Source organism: Bradyrhizobium sp., from assembly GCF_049519115.1.
Lineage (GTDB): Bacteria > Pseudomonadota > Alphaproteobacteria > Rhizobiales > Xanthobacteraceae > Bradyrhizobium.
Map to the genome: position 1 here is coordinate 36,555 of NZ_JBEKRB010000022.1, position 14,319 is coordinate 50,873.

Here is a 14,319-nt window from a genome sequence, read left to right on the forward strand (position 1 = left end):
GTTTCCTCAATGCCCCTGTGCGGCGATATTCCCGTGCTGTCATCCTCCGCGAAAGCGGAGGATCCAGTATTCCGCGACGGCTGTCGTCGAAAATGAACGATGCGGCTTACTGGATGCGCCCCGCTTTCGCAGGGCGCAGGACGTGTTGAAAACTTCGTTAGTTCAGCGCCTCATCCAGTAGCGCCTTGAGCTGCGCCAGATGTTTCGACATCAAGCCGGTCGCCGTGGCCGCAGCCGCCGCACGCCCGGCATAACGCGGGCGTTTGTAGGTGGCGTTGATCTGGTTCAGCACCCATTCGAGATAGGGCTCGATGAAGTGCCACGCGCCCATGTTGCGCGGCTCTTCCTGGCACCAGACAACCTCGGCGCCCTTGAAACGGGTCAGCTCCGCAACCAGCGCCTTCAGCGGCACCGGATAAAGCTGCTCGATCCGCATCAGGTAAATGTCCTCGATGCCGCGCTTCTCGCGCTCCTCGTAAAGATCGTAATAGACCTTGCCCGAGCACAGCACGATGCGCTTGATCTTCTCGTCAGGCACCAGCTTGATCTTCTCGTCGGGAAGCATCTGGGCGTCATCATAGAGGATGCGGTGGAAGGTCGTTCCATCGCCGAGTTCGTCGAGCCGCGAGACGGCGCGCTTGTGCCGCAGCAACGACTTCGGCGTCATCACGATCAGGGGTTTACGGATTTCGCGATGCAGCTGCCGCCGCAGCGCGTGGAAATAGTTGGCGGGCGTGGTCGGATAGACCACCTGCAGGTTGTCTTCGGCGCACATCTGCAGGTACCGCTCGAGGCGCGCGGAGGAATGCTCCGGTCCCTGTCCTTCGTAACCGTGCGGCAGCAGGCAGACGAGGCCCGACATACGCAGCCATTTGCGTTCGCCCGAGGAAATGAACTGGTCGAACAGCACCTGCGCGCCGTTGGCGAAGTCGCCGAATTGCGCTTCCCACATCGCAAGCGCATTCGGTTCCGCCAGCGAATAGCCATACTCGAACCCGAGCACGGCTTCTTCCGACAGCAAGGAGTTGATGACTTCGTAGTGGCCTTGATCGTTGCCGAGATGGTTGAACGGCGTGTAGCGGCTCTCGTCTTCCTGGTCGATCAGCACCGAATGGCGCTGCGAGAACGTGCCGCGCTCGGAATCCTGTCCCGACAGCCGCACATGATGGCCCTCCTGCAACAGCGTGCAGAACGCCAGCCCCTCGCCGGTCGCCCAGTCGATGCCAACGCCGGTGTCGATCGCCTTGGCGCGGTTGTCGAGGAAGCGCTGGATGGTGCGGTGAACCCGGAAGCCGTCCGGCACTTTGGTGATCTTGCGGCCGATGTCCTTCAGCACCGCAACATCGACGCCGGTGACGCCGCGACGCGGATCCTCTTCCTGATCGGCGGACTTGAAGCCCGCCCATTTGCCGTCGAGCCAGTCAGCCTTGTTCGGCTTGTAGCCGGTGCCCGCTTCGAATTCCGCATCGAGCCGCGCGCGCCAGTCGGCCTTGGCCTTCTCGACCTCGCCTTCGGTCATCACGCCCTCAGTGATCAAGCGCTTGGCGTAGATTTCCAGCGTGGTCGGATGCGAGCCGATCTTCTTGTACATCACCGGCTGGGTAAACGCGGGCTCGTCGCCCTCGTTGTGACCGTGGCGGCGGTAGCAGAACATGTCGATGACGACAGGCTTGTGGAATTTCTGCCGGAATTCGATCGCGACCTTGGCCGCGAACACCACGGCTTCCGGATCGTCACCGTTCACGTGGAAGATCGGCGCATCGATCATCTTCGCGACATCGGACGGATACGGCGAAGAACGCGAATAGCGCGGATAGGTGGTGAAACCGATCTGGTTGTTGACGATGAAGTGCAGCGAGCCGCCGGTGCGGTAGCCCTTCAAGTCGGACAGGCCAAAGCACTCCGCCACCACGCCCTGGCCGGCGAAGGCGGCGTCGCCATGCATCAACAACGGCAACACCGAAATCCGCATGTCCGGCGGATCACCGTGCTGGTCTTGTTTAGCGCGCACCTTGCCGAGCACCACCGGATCGACGATTTCCAGATGCGACGGGTTGGCGGTCAGCGACAGATGGATCTTGTTGTTGTCGAACTCACGGTCCGACGACGCACCGAGATGATATTTGACGTCGCCGGAGCCTTCGACGACGTCGGGATTGGCCGAGCCGCCCTTGAATTCGTGAAACAGCGCGCGATGCGGCTTGCCCATCACCTGCGTCAGCACGTTGAGGCGGCCGCGATGCGGCATGCCGACGACGATTTCCTTCACGCCGAGATTGCCACCGCGCTTGATGATCTGCTCGAGCGCCGGGATCAGCGATTCAGCACCATCGAGACCGAAGCGCTTGGTGCCGGTGAATTTGACATCGCAGAATTTCTCGAAGCCCTCGGCCTCGACCAGCTTGTTGAGGATCGCGCGCCGGCCCTCGCGGGTAAACGAAATCTCCTTGTCCGGCCCCTCGATGCGTTCCTGAATCCAGGACTTCTGCGCCGCGTTGGAGATATGCATGAACTCGACGCCGAGGGTCTGGCAGTAGGTGCGCTCGCAAATCGCGACGATCTCGCGCAGGGTGCCGTATTCGAGACCGAGCACGTGATCGAGGAAAATCTTCCGGTCGAAGTCGACTTCCGTAAAGCCATACGAGCGCGGATCGAGCTCTTCGCGATCGCGTGGCGCCTCGATGCCGAGCGGATCGAGCTTGGCGTGAAAATGGCCACGCATCCGGTAGGCGCGGATCAGCATCAAGGCGCGCACGGAATCCCGCGTCGCCTGGTGCACGTCGGTTGAGGCGAGTTCGCTGCCGGTGTCCTGCGCCTTGGCCGCGAGCTTCTTGCCGACAACCTTCTCGACTTCCACCCAGTTGCCGTCGAGCGCCGAGGTCAGATCGTCCTGCGGCGTGACCGGCCAGTTGCTTCTGGCCCACGAAGGCCCTTCCGCGTTCTTGCGAACGTCGCTTGGCGTATCCTTCAGGCTTTTGAAAAACTCCTGCCATTCGGAATCGACCGAAGAAGGGTCGTTCTCATAGCGGGCGTAGATTTCATCGATGTAGGTGGCGTTTGTGCCCTGCAAAAAAGAGGAAAGGGCAAAAGCTGCGTTCGCATCCTGGCGAGACATGGGAGCGTCCTGGTAATGTCTTCATCGCGCGTGACAGACGGCGCGGGGCCGGTCCGCAACGCGCGGCCCGGCGAGGTTTTGAACCTCTACCCTATTTAGGCGAAAACTTCCCGCCGAAAAGAACCAAAAAATGAATTATGACTTCAATTTTTCTATCAGGGTCTTCCCGAGCCGTGCCGGGGACGGAGAAACGGTAATTCCAGCCGATTCCATCGCTGCCGTCTTGGAACCGGCGTCGCCCTTGCCGCCGGAGATGATGGCGCCGGCATGGCCCATACGCCGTCCGGGGGGTGCCGTGACGCCGGCAATGAAGCCAACCATGGGCTTCTTGCGTCCGCGCTTGGCTTCGTCTTTCAGGAACTGGGCGGCGTCCTCCTCGGCCGAACCGCCGATCTCGCCGATCATGACGATCGAGGTGGTCTTGGGGTCAGCTAAGAACATTTCCAGCACGTCGATGAATTCGGTGCCCTTCACGGGGTCGCCGCCGATACCGACCGCGGTGGTCTGGCCGAGGCCTTCCTGAGAGGTCTGGAACACCGCCTCATAGGTCAGTGTACCCGAGCGCGACACGATGCCGACATTGCCGGGTTTGAAGATATTCGCCGGCATGATGCCGATCTTGCATTCGCCGGCGGTCATGACGCCAGGGCAGTTCGGCCCGATCAGACGCGACTTCGAGCCCGACAGCGAGCGCTTCACCCGCACCATATCGAGCACAGGAATGCCTTCGGTGATGCAGACGATCAGCGGAATTTCCGCATCGATCGCTTCGCAGATCGCATCCGCCGCACCCGGCGGCGGCACGTAGATCACGGAAGCGTCGGCGCCGGTCTTTTCGCGCGCTTCCACCACCGTATCGAACACCGGCAGGCCGAGATGCGTCGATCCGCCTTTGCCCGGCGAGGTGCCGCCGACCATCTTGGTGCCATAAGCGACCGCGGCCTCCGAATGGAAGGTGCCGTTCTTGCCGGTAAAGCCCTGGCAGATGACCTTGGTGTTTTTGTCGATCAGGATGGACATGGCTGAGACTGCTTTCGCGAGATAGTCGGTAAGGGGTCTAGTTGATCCGCCGATAAACGCCGGTGAGCACGTCGGCCCACCCTTCCGCATCGGGCGAAAACTGGATTTTCATGGAGTAGCTGTTGTCGTCGACGATTTCGTAGACATGGCGCGCGTTGCCGCGCAGCGAACCGCGCACGAGGATCAGCGATTGGCCGCTCCAGCCGCCGGATGCCGGCGACGGCGGATAATAACCGAGGGAGTCGTGCCAGAATAATTTATAGAGCCGGTCGTCGCGGTCATAGGTGAACACGCCGTGGGTGGCGAAGCTCTCCTTGCCGTCACGAATCTGGCGGGCGTCCTGGATCAGGTAGAAGCCGTTCAGATCGATGCGGGCCGAGACCGTGGCCGTCGCCGGCCCGCCTTCGGTCCAGCGCGAGGGATAGACCACCTCCTCGCCGGCCCACTCGCCCGCGAAGGCCGCGAGCTTGCGGTGTTCTTCGAGCGGTGTCGGGGCGGCGAGATGATCGGCCATCGTCAGCTTCCCTTGACGGCCTTGACGATCTTTTGCGCGGCGTCGTCGAGATTGTCGGCGGGCAGCACGTTGAGGCCGCTTGCGCTGATGATCTTCTTGCCGGCATCGACATTGGTACCCTCGAGGCGCACCACCAGCGGCACCTTGAGGCCGACTTCCTTCACCGCGGCCACCACGCCCTCGGCGATGACATCGCACTTCATGATGCCGCCGAAGATGTTGACCAGGATGCCCTTCACGTTGGGATCGGCGGTGATGATCTTGAAGGCGGCCGCGACCTTTTCCTTGCTGGCGCTGCCGCCGACATCGAGGAAGTTCGCCGGCGCCATGCCGTAGAGCTTGATGATGTCCATGGTCGCCATGGCGAGACCGGCGCCGTTGACCATGCAGCCGATGGTGCCGTCGAGCGTGACGTAGTTGAGGTCGTATTTCGAGGCTTCGATTTCCTTGGCGTCTTCCTCGCTCTCGTCGCGCAGCACGACGACCTCGGGATGACGGAACAGCGCGTTGTCGTCGAACGAGACTTTGGCGTCGAGCACGCGCAACTGACCCTGCTTGGTGACGACCAGCGGGTTGATTTCCAGCATCGCCATGTCCTTGGCGGTGAACGCAGCATAGAGTTGAGCCACCAGCTTTTCCGCCTGCTTGGCCAGATCGCCGGTCAGGTTCAACGCCTTGGCGACCGTGCGACCGTGATGGCCCATGATGCCGGTGGCCGGATCGACCGAGAAAGTGACGATCTTCTCCGGCGTCTTGTGCGCGACGTCCTCGATATTGACGCCGCCTTCGGTCGACACCACGAACGACACTTCGGAGGTTTCGCGGTCGACCAGGATCGAGAGATAAAACTCCTTGTCGATATCGGAGCCGTCTTCGACGTAGAGGCGGTTGACCTGCTTGCCATGCGGCCCGGTCTGTACCGTCACCAGCGTCGCACCCAGCATCTGCTTGGCGAACTCGTTGACCTCGGCGACCGACTTGGCGATTCGCACGCCGCCTTTGCTCCCCGCGGAGGCTTCCTTGAAGGTGCCCTTGCCGCGGCCACCCGCATGAATCTGGCTTTTGACCACCCAGATCGGGCCGGGAAGGGTCTTGGCGGCGGCGTCGGAATCGGCGGCCCGGAGCACCGGCACGCCCTTTGAGATCGGCACCCCGAACTCGTGCAGCAGCGCCTTGGCCTGATATTCATGGATATTCATTGTCGACGCTCTCCCCGAATTCTTCCGCTCACATCAGCCGCGGCGCCCGATTTTGGGCTGGTATACCATATACCAGGGCTAAGCGTAAATCTCAAATCGAACGTAATCTCATTACGTTGGACAGAAGACCGGTCGACCGGCCTCCATGCCCCAGGACCGAACCCGATCAGCGGCCGAGCAGATCCGGCGCGATCTTCTTGCACGCATCGACCAGGCCCTGCACGGCCGCAACCGATTTGTCGAAGGCTTCGCGGTCCTTGCCGGCGAGTTCGATCTCCACGATGCGTTCGACACCCTTGCTGCCAATCACGACCGGCACGCCGACATACATGTCCTTCACGCCATACTCGCCGTTGAGGTAAGCGGCGCAGGGCAGCACGCGCTTCTTGTCCTTCAAGTAGGACTCAGCCATCGCGATTGCGGACGCCGCCGGCGCATAGAAGGCCGAACCGGTCTTGAGGAGATTGACGATCTCGGCGCCGCCATTGCGGGTGCGGTCAACGATCTCGTCGATCCGCGACTGGGAGGTCCAGCCCATCTTCACGAGATCGGGCAGCGGAATGCCCGCCACCGTCGAGTAGCGCACCAGCGGCACCATGGTGTCGCCATGGCCGCCGAGCACGAAAGCGGTGACGTCCTCGACCGAGACGTTGAACTCGTCGGCGAGGAAATAGCGGAAGCGCGACGAATCCAGCACGCCGGCCATTCCTACCACCTTCTTTTGCGGCAGACCGGTGGACTTCTGGAGCGCCCAGACCATCGCGTCGAGCGGGTTGGTGATGCAGATGACAAAAGCATCGGGGGCGTATTTTTTGATACCGGCGCCGACCTGCTCCATCACCTTGAGGTTGATGCTCAAGAGATCGTCGCGGCTCATGCCGGGCTTGCGCGGCACGCCGGCGGTGACGATGCACACATCGGCACGGTCGAGCGCCTCATACGAGTTGGCGCCGGTCAGATGTGAATCAAACCCGTCGACTGGCGAAGACTGCGCAATATCAAGCGATTTGCCCTGCGGAACGCCCTCGGCGATGTCGAACATGACAACGTCGCCGAGCTCCTTCAGGCCGATGAGGTGGGCCAGCGTTCCGCCGATCTGGCCGGAGCCAATCAGAGCAATCTTGTTGCGCGCCATGGGAATGTCCTTTGAACCGATGCAGATGATGAAAGCCGTTGAGAGGCTGGTTATCCCTTTCGAACGGCACGTTCAAGCCGGAGCGTGCTCAATTGTAGGTCTGCCTTGCTTCCCGACGCGGCAGCGAACGCAGGCGCTTACGTCTCGACCAACCCCGTCGTCGAACCACTGGCCGCCGAATCCTTGTGGCCATGCGGCAGGCCCAAGTAGGATTCCGAGCCCATCTCGATCAGCCGCGACGACGTCCGCTTGAATTCGTTCGCCTCGACGCCTTCCGAGGCGACATAGAGCGACAACGGATCGGCCTCGGCCGAGGCCATCAGCTTCACGCCATTGTCGTACAGCGTATCGATCAGGGCAATGAAGCGTTTGGCGGCGTTGCGCTCGGGATAATCCATCACCGGAATCCGATCGATCATCAGGGTGTGATAGTCGCGGGCAAGCCTAAGGTAGTCGGATGCGGCAAGCGGCTGCTCGCAGAGTTCGGCGAAGCCAAACCGCGCCACGCCATGCGCTGAGCACGGCACATGCAGGATGCGACCCTTGATCGAAATCTCCCGCGGGCGACACAACGCATTGCCGGTCATGCGGGCCCAGGCCTTGTCGAGCGCCGCCGAGGCGGCGCTGTCGGCCGGTACCAGCCACATTTTCACGCCGGCCAGTTTTTCGAGCCGGAAATCGGTGCGGGCGTCCAGCCGCAGCACGGCCATGTGTTCCGTGATCTGACCAATGAAGGGCAGAAACAGCGACCGGTTCAGCCCCCCTTTGTAGAGGTCTTCGGGCGCCACATTGGATGTCGCTACCACCACCGTGCCAAGCTCGAACAGACGGGCGAACAGTCGGCCCAGAATCATGGCATCCGCAATATCGGTGACGTGGAATTCGTCGAAGCACAACAGCCACGCCTGCTCGAAAATTGCATTGGCCGTGAGTCCGATCACGTCTTCATCGGGAATCTTGCCGCGTGCGATCTCCTGGCGGAAGCCGTAAATCCGTTCATGCACGTCGGCCATGAATTCGTGAAAATGGGCACGGCGTTTATGCTCGACCGGACACGCCTGAAAAAACAGATCCATCAGCATGGTCTTGCCGCGGCCGACATCGCCGTGAACGTAGAGGCCGCGCGGCGGCGCACTGTCCTTGTCGGCAAACAGCCGGCTGAGCAGGCCGTGCTTGCGTACCGGCTTGTAGTGCCAAAGCCTTTGCTCGAGGTCGCCAAAGGCTTCCGCGACCTCGCGCTGGGCGGCATCGGGCTCAATCGCGCCCGAGGCGACGAGCGCTTCATACTGGTCCAGAAAAGAGGCGGAGGGAGCGGAAGACAACATATCCCTGTTACGGCTCAAGCTAGCCAAAATTGCAAGTCAGGAATTGGTGCAACAGGCATGCCCCCTTCGTCTCGCTCTCCCAGATGCGGAAGAGGTGATTACGCGCTCAGTGCGTAGGAGTCCTCGACCACATAAGGTCCGCCGCCGGTCGAGGCGCGTGAGGAAAACAGCACGAAGCGGGAAGCGGTGAAGACCTTGGTCGGGAAGTAGCCACGCACCGAAAGATAGTCGGCAACGTCTTGCGCCGCCGCGTCGCGCAGCCGCGCCAGCGTGACATGGGGGGTGAATTTTCGTCCCTCGGGATCGAGCCCGATCCGCTGCATCAGCCGCTCGAGCTCGGCCTGCAATTCGATCAACGGCCGGCTCGGGGCGATATTGGCGACCACCGCGCGCGGCTTTTTACCGCCGAAGCTGGAGAGGCCCTGGACTGCGACCTCGAACGGCTTGCGGTTGACCCGAAACAGCATGGACGCGATTTCGTTGGCGGATATGCCGTCGATATCGCCGATGAAGCGCAAAGTGACGTGGTAATTTTCGGGGTCGATCCAGCGGGCTCCGGGCAGTCCTCCACGCAATGAGGAGAGGGTTTGGCCGATCTCGGCCGGAATTTCCAGTCCGGTAAACAGACGCGGCATCGCAAGACTCCCGATGCTGGAACATGATTCGAGGAAGAGAATAACAGCTTTCCTAAAAGATCATGTTCTCTGACAGACCCGGCGACGAATCACCGATGATAATTTTTAGCGCAGTTATATGACCCTGCGAAGCATCCCGCGTTAACCGGTCAGAAAGGTTCTCCACGCCTCACCCTCGCGGTTCGTTTTTCAGCTCGCGCCTCGATATCGGGCCGAGAAATGCCTCAACGGTAGGCAAGATATTTTTGACGATGATGTCAACTCCCTCCGCGGTTGGATGCATGCCGTCGGCCTGGTTGAGTTTGGCATCGGCCGCGACGCCTTCGAGAAAAAACGGATAGAGCGGCACGCCCGACGATTTGGCGATGTCGGGATAGATTGTATTGAAGCGAGCAGCAAAATCCGCGCCATAATTTGGCGGCGCAAGCATTCCGCACAACATCACCGCGATGCCCCGCGCCTTCAGCCGCGTCACAATATCGGTCAACGACGTACGGGTGACGGCGGGATCGGTGCCGCGTAAGGCGTCATTGGCGCCGAGTTCGACGATGACGGCCTGCGTGCCTTCAGGCACCGACCAGTCGAGCCGGTCGCGACCGCCCGAGGAGGTATCGCCGGAAACGCCGGCATTGGTCATATCGACCTCTATCCCCTTAGCCTTCAACGCCTTTTGCAATTTGGCAGGGAAAGCGTCCGGGCCGGACAAGCCAAGCCCCGCGCTCAAGGAGTCGCCCAGCACCACCATTTTGATCGGCGCACCGCCAGCGGCCGCCGAGGATTGGGCGAAGGCCGGTTCCGCCGCGGCCAACAACAGACCCCACACGAGCATATGCTTGAACATCGACAACAGCACCGCCGATCGTGAACTTCGGAAAGTGGGCGCTCGCCTCTCGACCGCGGCGCCGGAAGTACCATATGACCGAACTATGGACAGTCTCATCGACCCCTCATCCTTGTCCGGCCTCGCGCCCGACAGCATCTCAATCTCCAACGTCAATCTGTCGCTCGGTTCGGGTGCCGCGCGCGTCCATATTCTCAAGGACATCAGCCTGTGCGTGGCATCGGGCGAAGCGCTCGGCCTGATCGGGCCTTCGGGTTCGGGAAAATCGACGCTCCTCATGGTCATGGCGGGACTGGAGCGTCCCGACAGCGGAGAGGTGGTGGTCAATGGAACCCCTTTCAATGCCCTTGATGAGGACGCATTGGCGCGTTTTCGAGGCCGCCAGGTCGGTATCGTCTTCCAGTCGTTTCATCTGATCCCGACCATGACGGCGCTGGAGAATGTCGCGGTGCCACTGGAGCTCGCCGGAAATCCCGATGCCTCGGAGCGCGCCGCGCAAGAGCTTGCTTCCGTGGGCCTCGGCGATCGGCTGCATCATTATCCCATGCAGCTTTCAGGCGGCGAGCAGCAGCGCGTTGCGCTCGCCCGTGCGCTCGCGCCCGATCCGGCTATTCTGGTGGCTGACGAGCCGACCGGCAACCTCGATGAGACCACCGGCAAGCAGATTGTCGATCTCCTGTTCACCAAACATGCCGAGCGCGGCATGACGCTGGTATTGGTGACGCACGACGTCACGCTGGCGCATCGCTGCGACCGCGTCGTGCGGCTGCGCTCGGGCCGCATCGATGCGCACGTCGCGGAGCATGATGCCGCTTCATGACGATCGTTGCCGAAGCCCAAGCCACTAAACGCCGCCCGGCTTCCCTCCCCCTGCGTTTCGCCCTGCGCGAATTGCGCGGCGGCTTGCGCGGTTTCTACGTCTTCATCGCCTGTATCGCGCTCGGCGTCATGACGATCTCCGGCGTCGGATCGGTCGCCGCCAGCCTCAGTGACGGGCTGGCGCGCGAGGGCCGCACGCTGCTCGGCGGCGACGTCTCCTTCTCGCTCTTCCAGCGCGAGGCGAAGCCCGACGAGATCGCCTTCCTGCGCGCGCGCGGCAATGTCTCCGTGACGGCTTCGCTGCGCGGCATGGCGCGCGCGGGAGATGCCCGCCTGGCGCTGGTCGAGATCAAGGCGGTGGACGCCGCCTACCCGATGCTCGGCCAGTTGTCGCTCGAACCGAACATGCCGATCGCCGACTTGCTCGCCGAACATGACGGCGCCTTCGGTGCAGCCGCCGATCAGACGCTGTTGACCCGGCTCGATCTGAAGCTTGGCGATCGCGTCAATGTCGGCAGCGCGAGCTTTCAGATCCGCAGCCTCGACAATGGCGAGCCCGACAAACTCGCCGGCGGCCTCGGATTCGGTCCGCGATTCCTGGTCAGCGAGGCCGGGCTTCGCGCCACGCAATTGATCCAGCCTGGAAGTCTCGTGCGCTGGAACTACCGGGTCAAACTGCCGAACGACGTCAACAGCGATCACAACATGGCCCGGCTCGTCGACGATACGCGGCAGGCGCTGCCGCAGGCCGGCTGGGAAGTCCGCTCCCGCGACAACGCCTCGCCGCAACTCGAACGCACGATCAGCCGTTTCACGCAGTTCCTGACGCTGGTTGGACTGGCGGCGCTATTGGTCGGCGGCGTCGGCGTTGCTAACGCGGTCAAGAGCCATATCGATCGCCGCCGCGACGTCATCGCAACCTTCAAGGCGGTCGGTGCCACCGGCGGTGACGTATTTGCGATTTATCTGACGCAAGTGATGGGGCTTGCCGTGATCGGCTCGACCATCGGACTTGTCGCCGGCGCCGCGCTGCCGTTCGTCATCGTGCACCTATTCGGCAAGCTGTTGCCGTTGCCGGTCGAACCCGCGCTGCATATCGGTGAACTCGCTTTGTCGCTTGTCTATGGGCTGTTGACCGCGCTCGCCTTCGGGTTATGGCCGCTTGGCCGCGTTCGCGACGTGCCAGTCGCCGCGCTGTTTCGCGAAACCATATCGGTCGCATCGCATCGTCCGCGCTGGCGTCACCTCGTGTGGATGGGCGCCGTCATCGCATTGCTGATCGCCGTCATCGTTGGTCTTGCCTACGACAAGCGCGTGGCCACCGTCTTCGTGGTGTCGGCGATCGCCGTCTTCGCTCTGTTGCGCGCCGTTGCCGCGATCCTGATGGCGCTGGCGCGCCGTCTGCCGCGGGCGCGGATAACCATGCTGCGGCTCGCGATCACCAATATCTACCGGCCGGGCGCGCTGACGCCGTCGGTCGTGATGTCGCTCGGCCTTGGCCTCGCCGTCCTGGTCACGATCACCCAGATCGACGGCAATCTGCGGCGGCAATTCATGGCGGCGTTGCCGGAGCATGCGCCGTCATTTTACTTCATCGATATCCCCTCCACCGAAGCCGACCGGTTCACCGCGTTCCTGCGACAGACCTCGCCGGGATCGACGGTGGAGGAAGTGCCGATGTTGCGCGGACGCATCGTCTCGGCCCGCGGCGTCAAGGCCGAGGACCTCAAGCCCTCCACCGACAGCGAATGGGTGCTGCAAAGCGACCGCGGCTTGACCTCGACCGGCGAAATCCCGAAAGGCTCCAAAATTGTCGAGGGCGAATGGTGGGGCGCCGATTATAACGGGCCGCCACTGGTTTCGATCGAGAAGAAAATCGCCGACGGGCTCAAGCTCAAGATCGGGGACGAGATCGTCGTCAATGTGCTCGGCCGCGACATCTCGGCAAAAATTGGCAACACGCGCACCGTCGACTGGCAGGGGCTCGGCATCAACTTCGTGCTGGTTTTTTCGCCCAACGCCTTCAGAGGCGCGCCTCATACACATATAGCAACATTGACCGAGGCCCATCCCGACGCCGCCAGCGACGCTGCGATCGTCAAATCGGTCGCGAACGCCTTCCCGACGGTAACGAGCGTACGGGTTCGCGAGGCGCTGGAGACCATCGGCTCGGTCGTCACCAATCTGGTACTGGCGATCCGCGGCGCCAGCGCCATTACCCTGATTTCGGCCGTGCTGGTGCTCGGCGGAGCGCTGGCCGCCGGTCATCGCCACCGCGTTTATGATGCGGTTATTCTCAAGACGTTGGGGGCGACGCGAGTAAGTCTGCTCGGTGCCTACGCCCTTGAATACCTGCTGATCGGCCTGGCTACCGCGATCTTCGGCGTGATTGCCGGCTCGGTTGCGGCCTGGCTGATTGTGACCAGATTGATGACCCTGAGCTTTATCTGGCAGGCCGGCAGCGCCGCCGGCGTCGTGGCGGCAACCCTCCTTGTCACCGTCGGACTGGGATTGGCAGGAACGCTGATGGCCTTGAACCAAAAACCCGCTGCGGTGCTGAGGAACCTCTAGTGAGCAGCCGCCCCTGGATGCAAAAGTCAGAAGCGGCCCATCCGTATAAAAATCGTATAAAAATTCAGGCGGTATCGACTGCATACCAGCGCGGCCTCGCGACATTCAGCCGCGCATGGACGCTTGCGGCGGATGTGCTAGTTTCCCAAATATCGGATCAACGACCAGATACCGCTTCATGACGCAAAATTAATGTCTGATGGCGGCGATATCTGGGTTAATTCTAGCTGGCGAGGCGAGATTTGCCTGCCAGACAACCAACAGGAATTCGACCATGTCGGACCTAGACCGCAACTACGCCTCTCCTTTCGGCCGGGCCGCCGGGCGCGCTGACGCCGCGACGGTAGACGCCGGTCTGCGCGCCTACATGCTGCGCATCTACAATTATATGAGCATCGGCCTCGCCATTACCGGCCTGGCCGCGCTTGGCGTCTATATGGCCGCCGTCACCAATGACCCCTCGGGGGCCGCTGCCAAGATCGGCAACGCGTTCCTGACCCCGTTCGGCTACGCTATGTTCGTCAGCCCCTTGAAGTGGCTGTTCATCCTGGCGCCGCTTGCGATGGTTTTTGTGATCTCGGCCGGTATCAACCGTCTCGCGCCGTCGACCGCCCAGATGCTGTTCTGGGTGTTCTCGGCACTGATGGGCATCTCGCTGTCCTCGATTTTCCTGGTGTACACGCACACCTCGATCGTGCGGGTATTCTTTATCACTGCCGCCACGTTCGGCGCGCTGAGCCTCTATGGCTACACCACGAAGCGTGACATGACGGGAATGGGATCGTTTCTGATCATGGGCCTGTTCGGCATCATCATCGCAAGCCTGGTCAATATCTTCCTGGCGAGTTCGATGCTGCAATTCGTGGTTTCCGTGGTTGGCGTTCTGGTGTTCGCGGGCCTCACCGCCTGGGATACCCAGCGGCTGAAGAACGACTACATCTACGGCTACGCCAGCGCGGGTGGCGACGTGGCGGAGCGTGCGGCGATTACCGGAGCCTTGTCGCTCTACCTGAACTTCATCAACCTGTTCACGCTGCTGTTGCAGCTGCTTGGCCAGCGCGACTAACGCCTCCAAGTCGATCGAAGACGAAGAAGCCCCGGCCTCAGATGCCGGGGCTTTTCTTTTGGCGGCTCTGAAAATAACC

At 61.9% G+C, this 14,319-nt stretch carries 11 protein-coding genes; 3 read left to right on the forward strand and 8 right to left on the reverse strand.

Annotation, left to right across the window (positions count from 1 at the left end; translation table 11 throughout):
* Positions 1 to 157 precede the first annotated feature (157 nt).
* The 8 genes from ABSE61_RS18045 to ABSE61_RS18080 all read right to left on the reverse strand — a co-directional run bounded on the left by ABSE61_RS18045 (position 158) and on the right by ABSE61_RS18080 (position 9,883).
* Positions 158 to 3,115: a 2-oxoglutarate dehydrogenase E1 component gene (locus ABSE61_RS18045; protein ID WP_423872482.1), complete on the reverse strand. Its 2,958-nt coding sequence runs from the start codon at positions 3,113 to 3,115 to the stop codon at positions 158 to 160.
* A 135-nt stretch (positions 3,116 to 3,250) separates the two neighbouring features.
* Positions 3,251 to 4,135: a succinate--CoA ligase subunit alpha gene (gene sucD / locus ABSE61_RS18050; RefSeq protein WP_423872483.1), complete on the reverse strand. Its 885-nt coding sequence runs from the start codon at positions 4,133 to 4,135 to the stop codon at positions 3,251 to 3,253.
* 37 nt (positions 4,136 to 4,172) lie between these two features.
* Complete coding sequence (locus ABSE61_RS18055) at positions 4,173 to 4,649, reverse strand: DUF1579 family protein (protein ID WP_423872484.1); 477 nt, start codon at positions 4,647 to 4,649, stop codon at positions 4,173 to 4,175.
* Positions 4,650 to 4,651: 2 nt separating this feature from the next.
* On the reverse strand, positions 4,652 to 5,848 hold the full coding sequence (gene sucC, locus ABSE61_RS18060; RefSeq protein WP_423872485.1) for an ADP-forming succinate--CoA ligase subunit beta: 1,197 nt from the start codon (positions 5,846 to 5,848) through the stop codon (positions 4,652 to 4,654).
* 166 nt (positions 5,849 to 6,014) lie between these two features.
* On the reverse strand, positions 6,015 to 6,983 hold the full coding sequence (gene mdh, locus ABSE61_RS18065; protein WP_423872486.1) for a malate dehydrogenase: 969 nt from the start codon (positions 6,981 to 6,983) through the stop codon (positions 6,015 to 6,017).
* Between the two features lie 137 nt (positions 6,984 to 7,120).
* Positions 7,121 to 8,308: a cell division protein ZapE gene (gene zapE / locus ABSE61_RS18070; protein WP_423872487.1), complete on the reverse strand. Its 1,188-nt coding sequence runs from the start codon at positions 8,306 to 8,308 to the stop codon at positions 7,121 to 7,123.
* Positions 8,309 to 8,406: 98 nt separating this feature from the next.
* On the reverse strand, positions 8,407 to 8,943 hold the full coding sequence (gene thpR, locus ABSE61_RS18075) for an RNA 2',3'-cyclic phosphodiesterase (protein ID WP_423872488.1): 537 nt from the start codon (positions 8,941 to 8,943) through the stop codon (positions 8,407 to 8,409).
* Between the two features lie 169 nt (positions 8,944 to 9,112).
* Positions 9,113 to 9,883 carry an arylesterase gene (locus tag ABSE61_RS18080; RefSeq protein WP_423872489.1) on the reverse strand — a complete coding sequence of 257 codons (771 nt, stop codon included), beginning with the start codon at positions 9,881 to 9,883 and terminating at the stop codon, positions 9,113 to 9,115.
* On the opposite strand from ABSE61_RS18080, the gene ABSE61_RS18085 reads away from it, so the two are divergent.
* The 3 genes from ABSE61_RS18085 (at position 9,870) to ABSE61_RS18095 (ending at position 14,240) form a co-directional block, all read left to right on the forward strand.
* A complete protein-coding gene (locus ABSE61_RS18085; protein ID WP_423872490.1) occupies positions 9,870 to 10,604 on the forward strand; it encodes an ABC transporter ATP-binding protein in 735 nt (244 codons plus the stop codon). The genes ABSE61_RS18080 and ABSE61_RS18085 overlap by 14 nt on opposite strands.
* A complete protein-coding gene (locus ABSE61_RS18090) occupies positions 10,601 to 13,174 on the forward strand; it encodes an ABC transporter permease (RefSeq protein ID WP_423872491.1) in 2,574 nt (857 codons plus the stop codon). Before ABSE61_RS18085 ends, ABSE61_RS18090 begins: the two co-directional genes overlap by 4 nt.
* Positions 13,175 to 13,448: 274 nt before the next feature.
* Positions 13,449 to 14,240, forward strand: coding sequence for a Bax inhibitor-1/YccA family protein (locus tag ABSE61_RS18095; RefSeq protein WP_423872492.1), 792 nt, complete (start codon positions 13,449 to 13,451; stop codon positions 14,238 to 14,240).
* Positions 14,241 to 14,319 lie beyond the last annotated feature (79 nt).

Excerpts from the sequence above, each read along its gene's own strand:
- ABSE61_RS18090 (WP_423872491.1), top strand. The coding sequence starts at position 10,601 with ATGACGATCGTTGCCGAAGCCCAAGCCACTAAACGCCGCCCGGCTTCC.
- ABSE61_RS18085 (WP_423872490.1), top strand. The coding sequence starts at position 9,870 with ATGGACAGTCTCATCGACCCCTCATCCTTGTCCGGCCTCGCGCCCGAC.
- mdh (WP_423872486.1), bottom strand. The coding sequence starts at position 6,983 with ATGGCGCGCAACAAGATTGCTCTGATTGGCTCCGGCCAGATCGGCGGA.
- sucD (WP_423872483.1), bottom strand. The coding sequence starts at position 4,135 with ATGTCCATCCTGATCGACAAAAACACCAAGGTCATCTGCCAGGGCTTT.
- ABSE61_RS18080 (WP_423872489.1), bottom strand. The coding sequence starts at position 9,883 with ATGAGACTGTCCATAGTTCGGTCATATGGTACTTCCGGCGCCGCGGTC.
- thpR (WP_423872488.1), bottom strand. The coding sequence starts at position 8,943 with ATGCCGCGTCTGTTTACCGGACTGGAAATTCCGGCCGAGATCGGCCAA.
- ABSE61_RS18045 (WP_423872482.1), bottom strand. The coding sequence starts at position 3,115 with ATGTCTCGCCAGGATGCGAACGCAGCTTTTGCCCTTTCCTCTTTTTTG.
- sucC (WP_423872485.1), bottom strand. The coding sequence starts at position 5,848 with ATGAATATCCATGAATATCAGGCCAAGGCGCTGCTGCACGAGTTCGGG.
- ABSE61_RS18095 (WP_423872492.1), top strand. The coding sequence starts at position 13,449 with ATGTCGGACCTAGACCGCAACTACGCCTCTCCTTTCGGCCGGGCCGCC.
- ABSE61_RS18055 (WP_423872484.1), bottom strand. The coding sequence starts at position 4,649 with ATGGCCGATCATCTCGCCGCCCCGACACCGCTCGAAGAACACCGCAAG.
- zapE (WP_423872487.1), bottom strand. The coding sequence starts at position 8,308 with ATGTTGTCTTCCGCTCCCTCCGCCTCTTTTCTGGACCAGTATGAAGCG.